An 18,388-nucleotide genomic window follows, 5' to 3' on the forward strand; every position below is an offset into this window, starting at 1 on the left:
CGGACACCCCTGCCCGACTCCGACGCCGTACCACCGACAGGTACGCCAGGCGTCGGCGGGATCGGTTCCCCCGCCTCGGGAGAACCGGTCCCGTCATCGACGTACCACCCCCGGTCAGCGCCGGCGTCGCCGGTCCATCTGCAGGTAGGCGTCCCGCAGATGGCTCAGGTGCTCCCGCATCGCCTGCATCGTCGCCACCGCGTCCCCCGCCTCGACCAGGGTCAGCAACCGCTGGTGGTCCTCGTCGACCCGGCGCCAGAACGAGGCCGGTCCACGATCCCGACCAAACCTCGTCTCCAGCACCCGGAACACCGGTGCCGTGACGACCTCGAGCAACGGGTTGCCGCTGCACCGCAACAGAATCAGGTGGAACTCCTGGTTCTGCGGATAGGCGACGTCCCCGCTCTTGCCCCGGGGCGCCAGGGCCGCCGACCGCAGCTGCTCCAGTTGCTCGTTCGTACGCCGTTGCGCCGCGTTGCCGGCCGCCGGCACCTCCAGCAGCTGACGTACCTCCAGCAACTGCTCGACCGAGATCTCCTCGACCAGCGTCAGCAGCGCCAGCCCGATCTCCAGGTGGGCACTGATGTCCTCCGGTTCGGGAACGGCGACGAAGCTGCCGCCGGTGACCCCACGCGTCGTCTCGATCAGGTTCTGGCTCGACAGGACCCGCAGCGCCTCACGCACCGTGCTGCGCCCGACGCCGTACTGCGCGCTCAGCTCCGACTCGTTGGGAAGTCGGACGCCGGTACGTAGTTCGCCGGAGAGGATCTGCTTCCTGAGGGCGTCCGCCAGCACCTTGTACGCCGGTACCTTCGGAACCTCGACCTCAGTCATCGCCTGGCGACCCCCTCGCTTGCATGGCGTTCCGCGCTTCTGTCTGAGGATTATTGCGCAGACCCGGCACGGTCTGCGCCAGCCGGGCCCCCAACAGCCGACCGAGGGTCAGCGCCGGGGTCAGCAGCATGCCTCCACAGAACGAGTTGCCACAGGTCGCAGCCGCGCCCAGCACCTCGCCGACAGCGTACAGTCCGGGAAGACCCCGGCCCGTCCCGTCGACCACCGCAAGATCGACGTCCACCGCTATCCCGGCGAAGGTGACCAGGGTGGTGCCGTGGTTCTCCAGGGCGTAGAAGGGGGGTTCCCGAACCGGAGCGGGCAGACTACGCCGCCCGAACACTGGATCGTGGCCCTGGGCGACCGCCGCGTTGTACTCCCGGACCTGGGCGATCAACCCGTCCGGCTCGATACCCGCCAACCGGGCCAGTCCCGCCAGGGTGTCCGCTGCGTGGACACCGGGATGCCGGTTGGCCCGCTCGGCCAGTTCCCCGGGAGTCCAGCCGCCCACCACCGGTTGGGAGGCTCGCACCGCCCGCGCGTCCAGCACCTGCCAGAAGGTCATCCCCTCGACACCGGTCAGGACACGTTCCTTGGCGTCGATGCTCGGCTCGTCCTCGGCCATGAACCGACGGCCCCGACGGTCCACGTAGATCTCCCAGGGAACGCGGTCCGCCGTCAGCACCGGACGGGCCGGCCAGGCCGCCCGTCCACCGTCGTCCGGGTCCGCCGGCAGGCCACCGAAGGTGGGTATCCACGTTCCCCGGCCCGCGACATCAGCGCCGACGGCGACCGCCATGGTCAGCCCGTCCCCGGTCGCGGTGTGCCACGCGGAGGTACGCAACGCCGGGCTCTCCAGGTCGGCCAGCAGCGCCGGGTTGGCCCCGTATCCGCCGGTGGCCAGCACCACCCGGGCGGCGAGCACCCGGTACTGCCGGTCCCCCGCGCGTACCTGCACCCCGACGACCGCGCCGGCCGGGTCGAGGAGCAGCCGCGGGACGTACGACCCCAGCGACAGTTCCAGCAGTCCGCCGGCCAGCGCCCGGTCCAGTTTGTGGCGCAGTACCCGCAGCACCGCCTGTCCACCGCCCGGCCCGTAGTACGTGCGTGGCCGGCTGTACGCCTCATGGCTGGACACGATCCTCGGTACGGAGTGCGCGTAGACGTACCCGTCGTCCACCAACCACCGCATCGTGTCGGCTGCGCCCCGGACGGCCAGGTCCACCAGCGGGCCGGTTGCCGTACCCCGGCTAATCCGGTCGATGTCCGCCCGGTGCCTGGCCCAGTCGTCGTCGATACCGCGTTCGGCCTGCCGATCGGTGCCGGCCGCCGACAGGTGCCCGGCGGAGATGTGCAGGGCACCGCCGACGTCGTCGGACTTGTCCAGCAACAGGGTCCGGGCACCGTTCTCGACGGCGGTCACCGCACAGGCGATGCCGGCCGCGCCGGCACCGACCACGACGACGTCCACCGACCGGTCAGGCACCAAGGTAGATCTCCCGTACCAGACCGTCCTCGGCGAGCTGGGCGGCGGTCCCGTGGTGCGCGACCTGCCCCTGCCGCAGGGCGTAGCCCCGATCGCTGAGCCGCAGCGCCAGGCTCGCGTTCTGCTCGATGAGCAGCAGCGCCAGGCCCTCGTCCCGTAGTCGGCTCAACGCCTCGAACACGATCACCGAGTTCTTGGGCGACAGGCCCATGGTCGGCTCGTCCAGGACCAGCAGTTTCGGCTCGGAGATCAGTGCCCGACCGATCGCCACCATCTGCTGCTCGCCACCGCTGAGCAGGGACGCCCGGTAGCCGATCCGCTCCCGCAGCGCCGGGAACAGGGCCAGCACCCGTTCGATACGACGGTCCAGTTCAGCGGCGTCCAACCGCAGACTGTAGGCACCCATCTCCAGGTTGACCCGTACGGAGAGGTCCGGGAACAGCCGGCGGCCCTCCAGCACGCTGGCCACCCCGGCGGTCACCGCCTTCCACGACCGTGACGGCAGCGGCGCTCCGGCGAGGCGGACCGTGCCCGAAGCGGGGCGGGCCAGTCCGCCCACGATCCGGGCCAGCGTCGACTTGCCCGCACCGTTCGGGCCGATGACACAGACCGCTTCGCCGGTGTCGACCACGATGCTGACCTCCCGCAGTGCGCAGACCGCACCGTAGGAGAAGCTGAGCTGGTCGGCCCGCAACAGCGGCTGGTCCACGTTGGTCTCCGGGGTACTCATCAGACGGCCCCTTCCGTCACGGACAGCGATGGGTCGGGAAGTTCCTGGCCGGGGCCCAGGTACGACCGCAGCACCGCCTCGTCGGCCATGGCGTCGGCGACGGTGCCGTGGAAGATCGGCCGCCCGAAGTCGATGACGGTGACCTCGGAGCAGACCGCGTGGACGAGGTCCATGTGGTGCTCGACGAGCAGGATCGCCACGCCGTCCCGGTTGAGTTCACCCAGCAGCTCGGCGAGTTCCTGTCGTTCCCGGGGACTGAGTCCGGCCGCCGGTTCGTCCAGCAGCAGTACCTTCGGCTGCGCCGAGATCGCCCGGGCGATCTCGACCCGACGCTGGCGGCCATAGGGCAGGGTGGACGCCAACGTCTCCCGTACGTCGTCCAGGCCGAGCCGGTGCACCGCCTCCCTGGTGGCTGCCATCGCGTCGCCCCGGGGATTCGCGGCGCTCGCCGCGGTCAGCACGTTCTCCATCACGGTCATGGTGGGGAACAGGCGCATGGTCTGGAATGTCCGTACGAGCCGGGCGGACCGGGCCCGCCGGTCGGGACTCCACCCGGTGACGTTCCGACCGTCGACGTGGACCGTACCGGCGGTCGGGCGTTGCAGACCGCCGAGAATGTTCAGCACGGTGGTCTTACCCGCACCGTTGGGTCCGATCAGCCCGGTGATGGCACCCGGCTGTACGACCAACGACAGGTCGTCGACAGCGGTCAGACCACCGAATCGTTGCAGCAGCCCCCGCGCCTCGAGTGCGGGTACGTCGGTGTTGGTGGCGCTCATGCCACTTCCTCCAGGACGGATGCGGAATCCGGGTCGCCGGTACGGGTAGGCGACCGGTCAGGGTCCGACCTGCCGCTTCGTCGTTTCGCCCTCGCCCGCAGACTCGTCAGCATCGCCCCGAGACCGGCGAACCCCTTCGGTACGAAGGCCATCATCAGGACCACCACCACTCCCAGTACGGTGAGTGCCCAGTCACCGGCGCTGGGAATGGACTGGGTGATCCACTGGATGACCCCCGCGCCCAGGATCGCGCCGAGCGGCTGCCCGAGCCCGCCGATGACCGCCATGACGAGCAACTGGATGGAGACGTTCGAGTTGAACAGGGCCGGGTCGATGGCTGACTGGATCGAGGCCAGCAGACCACCGGCCAGCCCACCGAACGCGGCGGACAGGGTGAAGATCTGGATCTTGCGTCGGGTGATGTTCACACCGACCGACTGCGCGGCGACCTCGTCGTCGCGCAGGGCACGAAGCTCCCGACCGAACCGGCTCACCGTGACGAGCTGGGCCACCAGGTAGCAGGCCACCAGCGCCACGGCGACCAGGAGGAACTGCGCCATCGGGTCGATGAACTCGTATCCGGCGATGGACGGTGCCGGGATCGCGGCGAGTCCGGACGGGCCGCCCAACGGTCCGTCGATGAGCAGCAGGGCGTGAATGATCATCGCGGTGGCGAGGGTCGCCATCGCCAGGTAGTTGCCCTTGAGGCGCAGCGCGATGTAGCCCACCACCAGGCCGGCGACGCTGGCCAGCACCACCGCGATCAGCAGTGCCGCCAGGAAGGGGAAGCTCTCACTGCCCCGGGTCAGTACGGCGACGGCGTATGCGCCGATGGCCATGAAGCCGGCCTGCCCGAGGGCGAGTTGGCCCGCACCGCCGACCGCCATGGTGAGTCCCATGGCGGCGATGGCGGCCACCGCGATGTTGACGCCAACGGCGAGTTTGTAGGCGTTCGGCGCGGTCGCCGCGAATCCACCGGCGACCAGTACCACCAGGGCGGGCCCGAGCAGGACCCTGCGGAGACCACCGGAGGCCAGCAGGGGACGAAGGGACTCAGGCAAGGCGGGCCCCCCGACGTCCGAAGATCCCGGAGGGGACCACCAGCAGGGCGACCAACAGCAGGGTCAGCACGAGGGGCTCCTTGTATCCGCTCGGCAACATCCCGCCGAGCAGGTTCTCCACCACGCCGAGCAGCAGCGAGCCGACGATGACACCCGGAAGGCTGTCGATGCCCCCGAGTACCGCGCCGGTGAATCCCTTGAGGACGAGCAGGGCACCGACGGTGCCGCCAGCCAGGGTGATCGGCGCTACCAGCACACCGCCGAGCGCGGCCAGCCCGAAGGCCAGCGCGAAGGCGACGACCCGGGCGGCTGCCACGTTGATGCCGACGGCCGTGGCGGCCACCGGGTCGGAGGCTGCGGCGATCATGCCCTTTCCGAACCGGCTGTGGTTGGCACCGAGGTAGAGCAGCACGGTGACGAGCAGCAGGGTTCCCCAGATCCAGAAGCTCTGGTACGAGACGGCGGCGCCGAAGACCTCGACCGAACCGGCGGTGATGGCCGGGAACGGCTCACCGTTGGCGCCCCAGACGAGGACGTGGCCGTACGCCATGAACAGCATGGCCCCGACGCTGGCCGTGATGACGGCGGTCTCCCCGTTGCGCTGCGTCGGTCTGATGACGACGCGCTCGTAGAGCCCGCCCAGGCCGAAGCCGATGAGTGGGACCAGGACGAGGATGAGGTACATCGACACACCCTGCTGCAACATGGTGAGGCCGATCAGTCCGCCGAGGACCAGCTTCTCCCCCTGGGAGAAGTCCACCACTCCGCTCGTCCTGAAGATCAGGTGGAAGCCGATGGCGACCATGGCGTACACGGAGCCGAGGGTCAGCCCGTCCACGGCGAGGTCGAGAAGGCGCATGACGCTCCTCCGCTAGTCAGGACACTATGGTCAGGAAGTGGGCGAGACGAACTTGTCGCCGCTGAGCTGGACCGGGACGAAGACGCTGGCACCGGGGCCGGCGTGGTACTCCGGGGTGTACTCCTGCTTGCCGAGCACGCCCGAGAAACCGAGGTTGTTCTCCAGCGCCTTGCGGACCGCCTCGGCCTCGTACCTACCGGCCTTCTCGATGGCCGCCTTGAGCAGGTAGACGGCGTCGTAGCCAGTGGCCGCGAAGGACGCCGCGGGCTTGCCGAGCTCCTTCTGGATGGCCGACAGGTAGCGGGCGGTCACCTCGTCGGGGTTGGCGTAGTTGATCTGCGAGAACGAGACGATGGTCTCGGCGGCCGGGCCGGCGGAGGAGGACAGTCCCCCGGTGGCGAAGGTCAGGTCACCGAGGATGACTCCCTTGTAGCCGGCGTCCCGGATGGCCTTGAGGATCTGTCCGTTGGAGGTCCCGCCCGAGCCGTACATGAACAGCAGCGGCGGGTTGGCGGACATCAACTTGCTGGCCTGTGCGGAGAAGTTGAACGCGTCGGCGTTCCAGGAGTCCTCGAAGGCGATGCTGATGCCCCGCTCCTTGGCCTTCTCGTTGATGTACTTCGAGCCGTTGGTACCGAAGGGGTCGTTGATGTGCAGGATCGCCGCCCGGGTCAGCCCTTTGTCGGCGGCGTGGTTGACCATCGCGTGGGCGACGGAGCGCTGGGGACCCAGCAGTTGGAAGACGCCCTTGTGGCCTTCGGTGATCTCGGGCTGGGAGGCGAAGTTGATGAGGGTGACGCCGTTGCGGTCGGCCAGCGGGGCCACCGCCTCGGACGTGGCGGTGATGCCGGGGCCGAAGATCACCGGAAGCTTCTCCTGGACCGCGAGGCGCTTGAAGCCGGCGGTGGCCTCCGCGACGGAGCCCTGGTCGTCGACGACCACGACGTCCAACTGCGAGCCGTTGACGCCACCGGCAGCGTTGATCTCGGCGATGGCGAGCTTGATCGAGGCGATCTCCTCCTTGCCGACGGCACCGTAGCCGCCGGTCATGGAGTTGATGACGCCGAATCGGATCTTGCCATCGTCAGCCGCCCCGTCGCCGCCGCAGGCGGCTAGCAACGGGGCGGTCACGGCAATGGCGGCAAGGGCAGCGACACGCGCTAGGCGGGGTCGGAACATGTGGTCCTCCGGGGGTGACGACCTGAGCCTGAGCGGAAAAGGTCCGATGGTTAGGCAACGGTAGGGAACGTGAGCAGGCACTGCAAGAGTTGTACGGCCGAAATCCCGGCCAAATCTTCAGACAAACCCGATGGCGTCGGCGGCGAGGGTCCGCTCCAACTCGGCCAGGTACTCCCCGGCCAGCCGCCGCCGATCGGTGAGCCAACCAGCCTTGACCTGCCGTGCGATGCCTGCCGGAGCCATCAGGATCTCCGACACGGCAGCGGCGACCGCCGATCCGATGCCGGCCCGGTCGACCACCTGGACCCCGGCCGGCTCCAACAACCGGGCCGGAATCGGGCGCCCGGTCAACACCGCGAACCGGGCCAGGCCGGGCCCGGCCTGCTGCGCCAGGTGGGCGTAGCCGGCAACCACCCCGAATCGGGCTTCGGGCAGGCTCAGGATCCCGTCGTCGGCCACGATCAGCACGTCCGCCGACGTCGCCAGGATCAGGCCAGTGCCGACCGCCGCGCCGGCAACCCCGCAGACCACCGGCAGCGGGCAGGTCAGCACCGCCTCCACCGCCTGCCCGGCCTGCCCGAGGTAGCCCGCCGGATCGGCGGTCAGCCGCCCCGTGTCGGCACGATCCTGACCGGCACAGAAGTGCCGACCGGCCCCGGTGAGGGTGACCACCTCCAGCCCCGGGTCCCGGCCCACCTCGACGAAACACTGCGCAAGTTCCCGGTAGGCCTCCAGGTCGAGCGCGTTGACCGGCCCGTGGTCCAGGACCACGTCCAGCACGCCACCGGCACGGGTCGTACGGATCCGGTCGCCCACGTGGCCGGCGGTCCAGTCAGCCGGCTGGGCGGTCGGTACGGACGTTCCCATCAGTACGACTTCGGCAGGCCGAGGGTGCGTCGGGCGATGTGGTTGAGCACCATCTCAGTGCTCACCGGCGCGATCCGGAACAACCGGACCAATGCCAGCAGCGTCGCCAGTCCGTACTCGGTCGCCATCCCGTTACCGCCGTGGGTCTGGATCGCGGCGTCCAGGGCTGCCGAGGCCGCCTCCGAGGCGGCGAACTTGGCCATGTTCGCTGCCTCCGCCGCGTCCAGGCCGGCGTCATAGAGGGCAGCGGCCTTGGCGGTCATCAGCCGGGCAAGCTCCGTCTGCACCGCCGCCCGCGCCAGCGGGTGCGCCACCGCCTGGTGAGCACCGATCGGCACCCCCCACACCTGCCGCTGTGTCGCATACCGGGCAGCCTTGCCCAGCGCGTACCGGGCGATGCCGGTCAGCAGGGCCGCACTGCCGATGCGTTCGGGGTTGAGACCGGTGAACAGCACCGCCAACCCGCCGCCCGGCCGGCCGACCACCGCGTCCGCCGGGATCCGTACGTCGTCGAACCAGAGGGTGAACTGCCGCTCCGGCGACACCATCTCGACCTCGATCTCGGCCCGGGTGAGCCCCGGCGCGTCGACGTCGACGACGAACAGCGAGAGGCCGGCGGTGTCGTCGTCGGCCACCACCCGGGCAACGACGAGGATCGCCTGGGCGTTGTCGACGTGCGAGACGTAGTACTTCTGGCCGCGCAGCACCCAGCCGTCGTCGGTACGGACCGCAGTGGTGGCGATGTTGTGCGAGTTCGACCCCGCGTCCGGTTCGGTGATCGCGAAGGCCATCACCGACTCGCCCGAGGCAAGGCCGGGCAGCCAACGCTGCTTCTGCTCCTCGCTACCGTGCGCAACGAGTGTTGCCGCGCATACGGCGGGCGACAGGGCCAACAGCATCAGCGGCACACCGGAGGCCGCCGCCTCCTCGGTGACCACCGCGAGGTCCGCGATCCCGCCGCCGCCGCCCCCGTGCTCCTCCGGGATGGCCACCCCGAGCAGCCCTGCCTCGCCGAGCGCCTGCCACAGCTCACGGGGGTTCTGCCGCTCCCGGCACTGGCGGACGAAGTACTCGTGGCCGTACGGCTTGCAGACGGCCGCGACCGTCTCCCTCAGCAGCCGCGTGGTGTCCGGTTCGGTCAGGGAAAGGGCAACAGATGACACAGAAAGACTCCCAAGGACTGGATCAAGGCCAGCTAGCTCTGGCCTTGGGGGGCGAACCTACGGTAAAACTTCAGGTGTTTTCCGGGAACCCCCTCCACGGACCGGATCCGCGACAGCCCAGAACCCCGTCGTGAGGAGCGCGCCATGCCTTCCTGGCACCTGTCCATCGCTAGCGGTGTGCGCGAGTTCGGGCTCGCTACCCCGGACACCGTCGCGGTCGTCGACGGCGACCTCGAGCTGACGTACGGAGCCGTATATTCGCGGGCCAGACGGCTTGCGCAGGATCTTCTGGGGCACGGATTGCGCCCGGGTGACCGGGTCGGGATCCTGCTCGGCAACCGCGCCGAGTACTTCGAGATCGCGGCTGGCGTCGCTCTCGCGGGACTGGTGATGGTGCCACTCAACCCGAGGAGCACCGCCGCCGAAGTCGAGCTAATTATCAGACATTCAAACGCCCGCGCACTGCTCCTCGACGACACGCTGGGCGACCAGGCGGCTACCGTACTCGCCGAGATGGCGGTCGTCCGGGCCATCGGCGGGACCACGTCCGGCCCCGGCTACGAAGCCGCCCTCGCCGCAGCCCGCGACGACGACCCGCGCATCACCGTCGACGAACACAGCCCCTTCTGCATCGCGTACACCTCCGGAACGACCGGAAAGCCCCGTGGCGTCATGCTCAGCCACCGGTCACGGGCGCTCACCTTCTACGCCTCCGCCCTCGAGTGGGGCCTCGGCGTCGGCCGCCGCAGCCTGGCCGTCGCCCCGCTCTACCACGGCGGCGGGTTCGCCTTCGGCTACTCCGCCGTACATACCGGCGGCACCGTCGTCGTGCAGCGGAAGTGGGATCCGGAGGCGATGCTGCACGCGGTCGCCCGGTACGGCATCCAGTCCGCGTTCATGGTGCCCACCCATGCACAGCATCTGCGGGACAACAGCGAACATCTGCTGCGAACGACCGATCTGAGCAGTCTCGACACCCTCTACTTCAATGCCGCCGCGCTACCCGTACCGCTGAAACACTGGGTCCTGGACAGCTTCCCCGGGGTCGGAATCCACGAACTCTACGGCTCCACCGAGGCCGGAGTGGTCTCCGACCTGCGGCCGGCGGACGCCGCCCGCAGGGCCGGCTCGGTCGGCAAGCCCTGGTTCATGACCGAGGTACGACTCGTCGACGCCGACGGCAATCCGGTCGCCCGGGGCGAGGCCGGCGAACTCTACTCCCGGTCCCCGTACGTGATGAACGGCTACCTCGACGACGAGGCCGGCACCCGCGAATGCCTCACCGAGGACGGCTTCGTCAGCGCCGGGGACGTCGCGATCATGGACGACGAGGGGTTCATCAGCATCGTCGACCGGAAGAAGGACATGATCGTCTCCGGCGGGGTGAACATCTACCCCCGGGAGATCGAGGAGATCCTCCTCGGACACGCCGGTGTCGCCGAGGTGGCGATCGCCGGCGTACCGGACGAGCAGTGGGGCGAGAGTGTCGCGGCCTGGCTCGTGGCCAAGCCGAACGCCACGCTGGATCCGGCGGTGATCGAGACCTACCTGCGTGACCGAATCGCCGGATACAAGGTCCCCAAGAGCTGGCACGTGCTGGACCGACTCCCCCGTAACGGCTCCGGCAAGGTCCTCAAGCGGGAACTCCGTACGATGATCACGCCGTGACCGGCACCATCGGTCGACCGGCCGGGAGCTGTCTCCCCGAGACCCGGTCGCCGGGACCACGCCCGCTCCTCCCCCGGCCCCAGGACCCGCCATGCCCAGTGAACTGACCAACCTGAGTGCCAGCGAGCTGGCCGCCGGCTTCCGGCGTTCGGACTTCACACCGGTCGACGTCGCGGACGCGGTGCTGTCCCGGATCGCCGCCACCGACGGCGACCTCCGGGCATGGACCCGCCTCAACCCGGCCTTCCGACGTGACGCCGAGGTAGCCGCCCGAATGTTCGACACCGATCGGGACGTCCCACCCCTGCTGGGCATCCCGATCGGCGTCAAGGACGTGATCGACACGGCCGGGCTGGCCACCGAGGGCGGTTCCCGCCTGTACGCCGGCCGGATTCCCGGCGTCGACGCGATGGTGGTCAGCCGCATCACCGCTGCCGGGGCGCTCGTGGTCGGCAAGACCAACAGCCACGAACTCGCCCTCGGTGCCACCACCCCACCGACCCGCAACCCCCTCGACCGGAACCGGATTCCGGGTGGTTCCTCGGGCGGCTCCGCGGCGGCGCTGGCCGCCCGGCAGGTACCGCTGGCGCTGGGCACCGACACCGGTGGTTCCATCCGTATCCCGGCCGCCGCCTGCGGCGTCGTCGGTCTCAAACCCACCTACCGGGCCGAATCCTGCGCCGGCGTGATCCCACTGGCCCCGAGCCTGGACCACGTCGGACCGATGGCCCGCACCGTAACCGACCTGAAGTTGCTCCATGCCGTACTCCAACCGACGGCGGCGACCATCGCGGTGCCGGCAGCCCCACGGGTGGGCCTCGTCGCCAGCCTGCTGCACCCCTGTTCGCCCGGGATAGCCGAGGCGGTCACCGCTGCCGCCGGGTTCCTACGGTCGGCCGGGCTCACCGTGACCGAACTGGATCTGCCGGATCTGGCGGAGGCGAACGAGACCGGCATGACGCTGTTGCTGGCCGAGGCACTGGCCGTGCACGGTCCGGCCGCGCAGCAGCGGCCCGAACTCGTCTCCCCGGACGTCGAGTCGTTCCTCGACATCGCCCGGAACCTGCCGTCCGACCGGGTAGCCGAGGCCCGCCGGAGCCGTACGGTGATCACCGACCGGATGCGGACGTTGATGAACGACGTCGACGTGCTGCTCACCCCCGGACTGGTCTGCACCCCGGCTCCGTACGGGGCACTCCCGACCGACCCGCTCGACCTGGGGGGCGAGACGCTGAGCGTGGCCGACGCCCACGTACGCACCAACCTGTTGTTCAACCTGACCGGCCAGCCGGCCGGGGTACTGCCCGTCGGGCTCGCCGACGACGGCATGCCCGCCGGTGTGCAGGTCGTCGGACGTACCGGGGAGGATGCCGTCGTACTCGACGTAATGGCCCGTCTTGAAGCTGGATGCCGTTGACGGAGCCGTGGAAGGTCTGGGCACGCTGCTGCTGGACCGGGCGGCCTTACGGCTGGCCGTCCAGCACCGATCCTGCGATGCGGCCGGTTATTCGGTTTACCACCCCGGGTGGTCTACGTATGGTCTTGGTCTATCGAACGCGTCCCGGCATCTGCCGATGCGTTGTCGTGACCGGTGAGGGGAGGCAGTCGTGCGTTACCGCACCGCTGTGGTCATTCCCTCGTCACGGTACGAGGTGATTCTGGTGTCTTCCCCGGTGTCCGGTATCCGCCGCCCGGCCGGTACCGGACGTCCGTGACGACACCCTCCTGATCCTGCTGCGTCGCCCGTCCTGGCTGGACGACGGCGGGGTCCATCTCGGCCCGTCTCCCGCGAAGCTCCACGGGACCACCGCCGATCTCGTCCGAGGTGTCGTCCGGACATTCGCCGTCCGTCGACCACCCTCTCGAAAGGCCTCCCACCGTGCGTACCCAGCTGCGCCGTCCTGCCCTCGAACCGCTGTCACGTCTTCGCAACCTCGGCATCCTCGCCCACGTCGATGCGGGAAAGACCACCATCACCGAACGGATCCTCTACCGCACCGGCACCACCTACAAACGGGGCGAGGTGCACGACGGAACGACCGTCACCGACTTCGACCCACAGGAACGGGACCGGGGGATCACCATCTTCTCCGCTGCGGTGAGCTGCACCTGGCGGGAACACCGGATCAACCTGATCGACACCCCGGGCCACGTCGACTTCGCCGACGAGGTGGAACGGTCGTTGCGCGTACTCGACGGGGCGGTTGCCGTGTTCGACGGGGTCGCCGGGGTCGAGCCGCAGACCGAGTCGGTGTGGCGGCAGGCAGACCGGCACCACGTACCCCGGATCGCGTTCGTCAACAAGCTCGACCGCGCCGGCGCCGACCTTGACGCGGCGGTCGCGTCGATCCGCGCCCGGTTGGGGGTGACCCCACTGGTGGTGCAGCTGCCGATCGGCCGGGAACAGCAGTTCACCGGGGTGGTGGACCTGATCGGGATGCGGGCACGGATCTGGACCGACGGACGTGACTCGTACGAGGAGGTGCCGGTGCCATCGGCGCTGGAGGAGCAGGCCCGGGCGCAGCGGCGCACGTTGGAGGAGGCGGTGGCCGAGTTGCATCCGGACGCGCTGGAGGAGTTCTGCACCACGTCGTCGCTGTCCAACGCCACCCTGGTCGCCGCGCTCCGGGAGCTGACCCGGACCGGAACCGGGCTGGTGGTGCTCTGCGGATCGGCGTACCGCAACCGGGGCATCGAACCCCTGCTCGACGCGGTGGTCGACTACCTGCCCGCGCCGGTGGACCTGCCGCCGGTCAGCGGCAACTGGAACGGCACCGACCAGGAACGGGCGGCCGACCCGGCCGCCCCGTTCGCCGCCCTCGCGTTCAAGGTCACCGCGACACCCACCGGGCGGCTGACCTACCTGCGGGTCTACTCGGGCACGATCACCAAGGGGGACGCCGTGCTCGACACGACCGCCGGACTTACCGAGCGGATCGGCCGGATCCTGCGGGTGCAGGCCGACCGGCACACCGAGATCGACCGGGCAACCGCTGGCGACATCGTTGCGGTCGTCGGGCTGAAGACTACCCGGACCGGAGGTACGTTGTGCGCCCCCGGGGCCCCGGTTCAGCTCGAGCCGCCGACCGTTGCCGATCCGGTCGTCAACGTGGCCATCGAGGTCCGTCGGAGTACGGACACCGACCGGCTGGCCACGGCATTGGACCGACTGGTCGAGGAGGACCCGTCACTGACCATACGCAACGACCCGGAAACGGGTCAGACCATGCTCTCCGGCATGGGGGAACTGCACCTGGAGGTGGCCGTGGAGAAGATCCGTCGCAACCACGGGCTGGATCTCGTCGTCGGCCGTCCCCGGGTGGCCTACCGCGAGACCCCCGTACGTGGCGTGTCTGGCCTGCTCTACCGGCACGTCAAACAGGACGGCGGGGCCGGTCAGTACGCCCACGTCGTGCTCGACGTACATCCGCTGGACGGCACGACCGGTGACCGGCCCGACGGCACGGACTTCGCGTTCGAGTCCCGGGTGGTCGGTGGTCGGGTCCCCCGCGAGTACGTCGCAGCGGTGGAGGCCGGCTGCCGGGACGCCCTGGGTGACGGCCCGCTCGGCGGACACCCGGTGACCGGGGTACGGGTCGTCCTCACCGACGGTGCCACCCATCCGAAGGACTCCTCCGAGCTGGCCTTCCGTACGGCGGGACGGCTCGCCCTGCGGGAGGCGCTACGGGCCTGTGAGATGGTCCTGCTCGAACCGACGGTCGAGGTCACCGTCACCGTCCCCGACGACTTCGTGGGCGCGGTGCTGGGTGACCTGGCGGCCCGGCGTGGCCGGGTCACCGGCACCACGACCCGGGCCGGCACGGTGATCGTCACCGCGACCGTGCCGCTGGCCGAACTGTTCGGCTACGCCACCCGGCTACGCAGCCGTACCCAGGGCCGTGGCACCTTCACGACCCGGGCCACCGGCTACGCTCCGGCACCCACCTCCCGGATTGCCCCGGCACCGGCTCGGTGACCCACACCGGAACCCTCGGGCGGGGCCGACCACACTGGTCAGGCCCCGCCCGTCAGGGACGCAGCCGGCTCTTCTGGACCTTTCCCATCGCGTTTCGGGGCAGTTCGTCGACCAGGTGTACGACCCGAGGCCGTTTGTGCGCCGCCAGGCGCTCGGCGACGAACGCGATCAGATCGTCCGGCGGCACCCGCTCGGCCACCACATACGCCGTGACCTGCTCCCCCAGATCCGGATGCGACGTGCCGACGACCGCCGCCTCGCGAACCGCCGGATGCAGCAGCAGGGCGTCCTCCACCTCACCGGCGCCGACCCGGTAACCGCCGGTCTTGATCAGGTCGGTGGAGGCCCGTCCGACGATCCGGTGCCAGCCGTCGGGACCGATCGTGGCGACGTCACCGGTCGGGTACCAACCGTCGTCGGCCAGTGGCGGCAGCTCGGCCCTGCCGTCACGCAGGTAGCCGTCGAACAGGGTCGCGCCACGGACCTGGAGCTGACCGATCGAGGTGCCATCAGCCGGAAGTGGTCCGCCGCTGTCATCGACCACCCGGCTACGTACGCCGTCGAGCGGCAGTCCCACGTGTCCGGCGCGGCGTTCCCCGTCGGCCCGGGCACTGACCGTGATCAGGGTCTCGGTCATGCCGTACCGCTCGACGGGAGCCTGCCCGGTGAGGGCGACCAGGTCGTCGAAGACCGGGACCGGCAGCGGCGCGCTGCCGGACACGAGTAACCGCGCGGACCGCAGCTGCCGGGCGGCGTCCGGTGCCGAGCAGACCCGGGACCACACCGTCGGTACGCCGAAGTAGAGGCTGCCGCCCGCTGCGGCGTACGCCTCGGGGGTGGGTCTGCCGGTGTGGACCAGCCGGGAGCCGATGCGCAGGGCACCCAGCACACCGAGGACCAGACCGTGTACGTGGTAGAGCGGAAGCCCGTGCACGAGGGTGTCCTCGGCGGTCCACTGCCACGCGGCGGCGAGCGCGTCGAGATCGGCGGCGATGGCGGCCCGGGAGAGCACCACGCCCTTGGGCGGTCCGGTGGTGCCACTGGTGTAGAGCACCAGCGCCGGGCGGTCGGCGGCAGGCTCTGGTGGCACGTTGCCGGACCGGCCCCGCCTCGTGATCGGCACCACCGGAAGGTCACTGCCCTGGGCTGCGGCACGATCGTCGGAGAGCATCAGCACGGCACCTGAATCACCCAGGACGTGGGCCCGCTCGAGCTGACCGGCGTCGGGAGGTACGGGCACGACGGGCACCCCGGCCAGCAGCCCTGCCGTGACGGCGACGATGGTGGACACTCCCGCAGTGGCGTGCACCGCGGCGATGCTGGCCCCGTGCAGGTCGGCGGCCACGGCGGCGGCCCAGCCGAGCAGCTCGTGCCGGGAGAGGACGCCATCGGGCGCAGCGACCGCAGCATCGAGATCGTCCCCGGGTAACGCCTCCAGCAACCGCATTCGACGATGGTCCCAGACCACGCGTCCCGGCATACCCCCGGTCGGAACGGATCGCCGACGGATCGGGGCCGGTGGTCGGGGATCCGGTGGTCCACGACCACCTCCGCTGCGCCACCGTTACCGGATGGAAAGGCGTGTTAGGCTCCGTCGGCTGACCGGACGAGATGCCATGACGGGAGCGGCATGACTCGGGCGTACCGTCGGGGATGGGCCGCTGTCGTCGTAGTGGCAACCGTCCTCCTCACCACGGGCTGCGGCAGCCTCGGCCGGACCGAGGACGAGCCGGTACACCGTGCAGCAACCGAGCTGACGGCCGCAGCGGCAGCGGTCCGGGACGCTCGGACACTGCGGGCGTCCATCGAGTTCAGACAGTCGGGCGGAACCGTGCTCGGCGGAGGCCTGAGCGGTAGGGCCGATGTCGTGGTGGGACATGGAGTGTCCCTCACCTACACCTACCAGCCGAGCACGACCGTCGAACGCAACAACAAGAACATCGAGGGTGAACTTCGCACCGTCGGCGACCGGGCCTTCGCACGGTCGTCGCGGTGGAAACCGCCGGCGGGCAAGGAGTGGTTCTCCACCAACCCCGCCACGCGGGCCAAGCTCGATGTCGCCGTTCCCCCCGAGTGGCTGGCCATGACCATGTCCAAGCTGCTCGACCCGCTGTTCATCCTTGGCCAGGGCGTGGCCGACGTGCCGGACCTGACCAGCGCTCCCGCCACGGTCGATGGCGTCACCACGACCAAGTACATGGCCACCTGGAACCTGACGACCGACGGCGCCGGACCGGAGATGACGGCATGGGCGGCTCGGATCGGTGACATGGTGTCGATGGAACTGTCGCTGTACCTCTCGCCCGAGGGGCGGCCGGTACGGCTGGAAGTCAACTCGTCGACAGCGGTGATGCTGTTCGACGCCAAGGTTCTGTTCTCCGACTACGGTGCAGCGATCGTCGTTGAAGCCCCAGCCGCCGACAGGGTGGCACAGCCCTGAGGGCACACCGAGGAGGTAACCTCCGGATGGCATCGTCCTCGCATGGCTGACGAAGAACTCCCCGCGTTGACCCGCGCCGAGCAGGAGCTGGTGGAGCGCTACCTACGAATCGTGGATCTGGTCGTACGGCTCAACCCGGCCCGGGACAGCGGCCATTTCGACGTCATGGGTTGCCTGCTGGCGGCGCAGGCCCTGACGGCGGAGGCGAGAGCGATCGGCACGGTCGCCGAAACGATGCGTGAGCGGGGCGAGAACGAGTTGCACGCCGGCACCCTCGCCCGCGCGATGCGGGCGATGGACGGTGAACGGCGGATCGCCCGACTGCGCCTGCCGCCAGGGTAGCTGGGTGGCGAGGGCGTGGCTGTCACCTCGCCGCCTGCCTACGCCGTACGGTCAGCCGGCACACCACTCCAACGCCGCCTGTGCACTGAACAGCTTGTGTTCGGCCTGGTTGAACGCGATGCTCCGGGGACCGTCGAGCACCTCGGCGGTGACCTCCTCACCTCGGTGTGCCGGCAGGTCGTGCATGAACACCGCCTGTGGGCTGGCCGCCAGCACCGCACCGTCGACCTGGAACGGTGCGAAGATCCGTCGCCAGTCGGCGTCCGCCTTGCTGGTGCCGGTGGTCTGCCAGCGGGTCGTGTATATGACGTCGACCTCCGGCAGGTCGGTCATGTGATGTGCCTCGACGACCGTCGAACCGGTCCGCTTCGCGGCGATCTCGGCGGTGGCCAGGACACCCGGATCGAGGCCATAGCCCGGTGGGGTACGCAGCTGGAGCCGCGTACCGGTGAACCGACTCAACGCGAGCGCCAACGCCGCCGCGCTGTTGTTGCCCTCCCCCACGTAGAGCACCCGGAGTCCGTCGACCCGGCCGAACCACTGCGTCATGGTGCTCAGGTCGGCCAACGCCTGGGTCGGATGTTCCTCGGCGCTCATCGCGTTGATCACCCCCATCCGGTGCTGGGCGGCCAGGGTGCGCAACTCGGCGACCGGGTCGGCGGTGCGGGCAACGAACAGATCGACCATCCCCGACAACACCCGGGCGGTGTCCTCGATCGTCTCCCCGGTGTTCAGTTGCAGGTCACCCGGGCCGTAACTGATCAGCTGCGACCCCAGCCGCAGCGCACCGCTGGAGAAGGCCGTCCGGGTACGGGTGGAGGTACGGCGGAAGTAGACAGCGGTGACCAGGCCCCGCAACTGGTCGGCGGGGCGGATCCGGCCGGCGGCGAAGTCGGCGCTACGGCCGACCAGGTACCGCAGGTCGGCGTCGCTGAGGTCGGCGATCGACAGCAAATGGCGACGAGGTCGTCGGTCCATCGGTTTCCTCCAGAATGGACGCGGTG

Annotated in this window: 16 protein-coding genes; 5 read left to right on the forward strand and 11 right to left on the reverse strand. The window is 69.8% G+C overall.

The window, feature by feature from the left end:
- Positions 1-114 precede the first annotated feature (114 nt).
- From ACFQ4H_RS01280 to ACFQ4H_RS01320, 9 genes are all read right to left on the reverse strand, one after another.
- Positions 115-834: a FadR/GntR family transcriptional regulator gene (locus ACFQ4H_RS01280; RefSeq protein ID WP_377565904.1), complete on the reverse strand. Its 720-nt coding sequence runs from the start codon at positions 832-834 to the stop codon at positions 115-117.
- Entirely contained in the window at positions 827-2,320 is a 1,494-nt protein-coding gene (locus tag ACFQ4H_RS01285) for an FAD-dependent oxidoreductase (RefSeq protein WP_377565907.1), read from the reverse strand. Before ACFQ4H_RS01285 ends, ACFQ4H_RS01280 begins: the two co-directional genes overlap by 8 nt.
- Positions 2,313-3,050: an ABC transporter ATP-binding protein gene (locus ACFQ4H_RS01290; RefSeq protein WP_377565910.1), complete on the reverse strand. Its 738-nt coding sequence runs from the start codon at positions 3,048-3,050 to the stop codon at positions 2,313-2,315. Before ACFQ4H_RS01290 ends, ACFQ4H_RS01285 begins: the two co-directional genes overlap by 8 nt.
- Positions 3,050-3,829, reverse strand: a complete 780-nt coding sequence (locus ACFQ4H_RS01295; protein ID WP_377565913.1) for an ABC transporter ATP-binding protein — start codon at positions 3,827-3,829, stop codon at positions 3,050-3,052. Before ACFQ4H_RS01295 ends, ACFQ4H_RS01290 begins: the two co-directional genes overlap by 1 nt.
- Positions 3,826-4,890 (reverse strand): branched-chain amino acid ABC transporter permease, encoded by a 1,065-nt coding sequence (locus tag ACFQ4H_RS01300; RefSeq protein ID WP_377565916.1) that lies wholly within the window; start codon positions 4,888-4,890, stop codon positions 3,826-3,828. Before ACFQ4H_RS01300 ends, ACFQ4H_RS01295 begins: the two co-directional genes overlap by 4 nt.
- Positions 4,883-5,749: a branched-chain amino acid ABC transporter permease gene (locus ACFQ4H_RS01305; protein WP_377565919.1), complete on the reverse strand. Its 867-nt coding sequence runs from the start codon at positions 5,747-5,749 to the stop codon at positions 4,883-4,885. The genes ACFQ4H_RS01300 and ACFQ4H_RS01305 overlap by 8 nt, the downstream gene beginning before the upstream one ends.
- Before the next feature lie 30 nt (positions 5,750-5,779).
- A complete protein-coding gene (locus ACFQ4H_RS01310) occupies positions 5,780-6,928 on the reverse strand; it encodes an ABC transporter substrate-binding protein (RefSeq protein WP_377565922.1) in 1,149 nt (382 codons plus the stop codon).
- A 117-nt stretch (positions 6,929-7,045) separates the two neighbouring features.
- A complete protein-coding gene (locus tag ACFQ4H_RS01315) occupies positions 7,046-7,795 on the reverse strand; it encodes an enoyl-CoA hydratase/isomerase family protein (protein WP_377565925.1) in 750 nt (249 codons plus the stop codon).
- Positions 7,795-8,958 carry an acyl-CoA dehydrogenase family protein gene (locus tag ACFQ4H_RS01320; RefSeq protein ID WP_377565928.1) on the reverse strand — a complete coding sequence of 388 codons (1,164 nt, stop codon included), beginning with the start codon at positions 8,956-8,958 and terminating at the stop codon, positions 7,795-7,797. The genes ACFQ4H_RS01315 and ACFQ4H_RS01320 overlap by 1 nt, the downstream gene beginning before the upstream one ends.
- A 144-nt stretch (positions 8,959-9,102) precedes the next feature.
- Between ACFQ4H_RS01320 and ACFQ4H_RS01325 the strand changes: the two genes are divergently transcribed.
- The 3 genes from ACFQ4H_RS01325 to fusA all read left to right on the forward strand — a co-directional run bounded on the left by ACFQ4H_RS01325 (position 9,103) and on the right by fusA (position 14,602).
- Positions 9,103-10,626 carry a class I adenylate-forming enzyme family protein gene (locus ACFQ4H_RS01325; protein ID WP_377565931.1) on the forward strand — a complete coding sequence of 508 codons (1,524 nt, stop codon included), beginning with the start codon at positions 9,103-9,105 and terminating at the stop codon, positions 10,624-10,626.
- Positions 10,627-10,717: 91 nt separating this feature from the next.
- The gene (locus ACFQ4H_RS01330) at positions 10,718-12,043 is read left to right on the forward strand and encodes an amidase (protein ID WP_377565934.1); all 1,326 of its coding nucleotides are present in this window, start codon (positions 10,718-10,720) and stop codon (positions 12,041-12,043) included.
- A 462-nt stretch (positions 12,044-12,505) separates the two neighbouring features.
- Positions 12,506-14,602: an elongation factor G gene (fusA, locus tag ACFQ4H_RS01335; RefSeq protein WP_377565937.1), complete on the forward strand. Its 2,097-nt coding sequence runs from the start codon at positions 12,506-12,508 to the stop codon at positions 14,600-14,602.
- A gap of 52 nt (positions 14,603-14,654) precedes the next feature.
- Here fusA and ACFQ4H_RS01340 read toward each other — a convergent pair whose 3' ends face one another.
- Positions 14,655-16,049 (reverse strand): acyl-CoA synthetase, encoded by a 1,395-nt coding sequence (locus ACFQ4H_RS01340; RefSeq protein ID WP_377565940.1) that lies wholly within the window; start codon positions 16,047-16,049, stop codon positions 14,655-14,657.
- Between the two features lie 183 nt (positions 16,050-16,232).
- Here ACFQ4H_RS01340 and ACFQ4H_RS01345 point away from each other — a divergent pair, with 183 nt between their 5' ends.
- Both ACFQ4H_RS01345 and ACFQ4H_RS01350 read left to right on the forward strand, forming a co-directional pair.
- Complete coding sequence (locus tag ACFQ4H_RS01345) at positions 16,233-17,042, forward strand: hypothetical protein (RefSeq protein ID WP_377565943.1); 810 nt, start codon at positions 16,233-16,235, stop codon at positions 17,040-17,042.
- A gap of 42 nt (positions 17,043-17,084) precedes the next feature.
- On the forward strand, positions 17,085-17,384 hold the full coding sequence (locus ACFQ4H_RS01350) for a hypothetical protein (protein ID WP_377565946.1): 300 nt from the start codon (positions 17,085-17,087) through the stop codon (positions 17,382-17,384).
- 51 nt (positions 17,385-17,435) lie between these two features.
- Here the strand turns inward: ACFQ4H_RS01350 and ACFQ4H_RS01355 are convergent, their stop codons facing one another.
- Positions 17,436-18,362 (reverse strand): ornithine carbamoyltransferase, encoded by a 927-nt coding sequence (locus ACFQ4H_RS01355; protein WP_377565948.1) that lies wholly within the window; start codon positions 18,360-18,362, stop codon positions 17,436-17,438.
- Between the last annotated feature and the right edge of the window lie 26 nt (positions 18,363-18,388).

This window comes from Micromonospora sonneratiae (assembly GCF_042679305.1).
Classification (GTDB): domain Bacteria; phylum Actinomycetota; class Actinomycetes; order Mycobacteriales; family Micromonosporaceae; genus Micromonospora_H; species Micromonospora_H sonneratiae.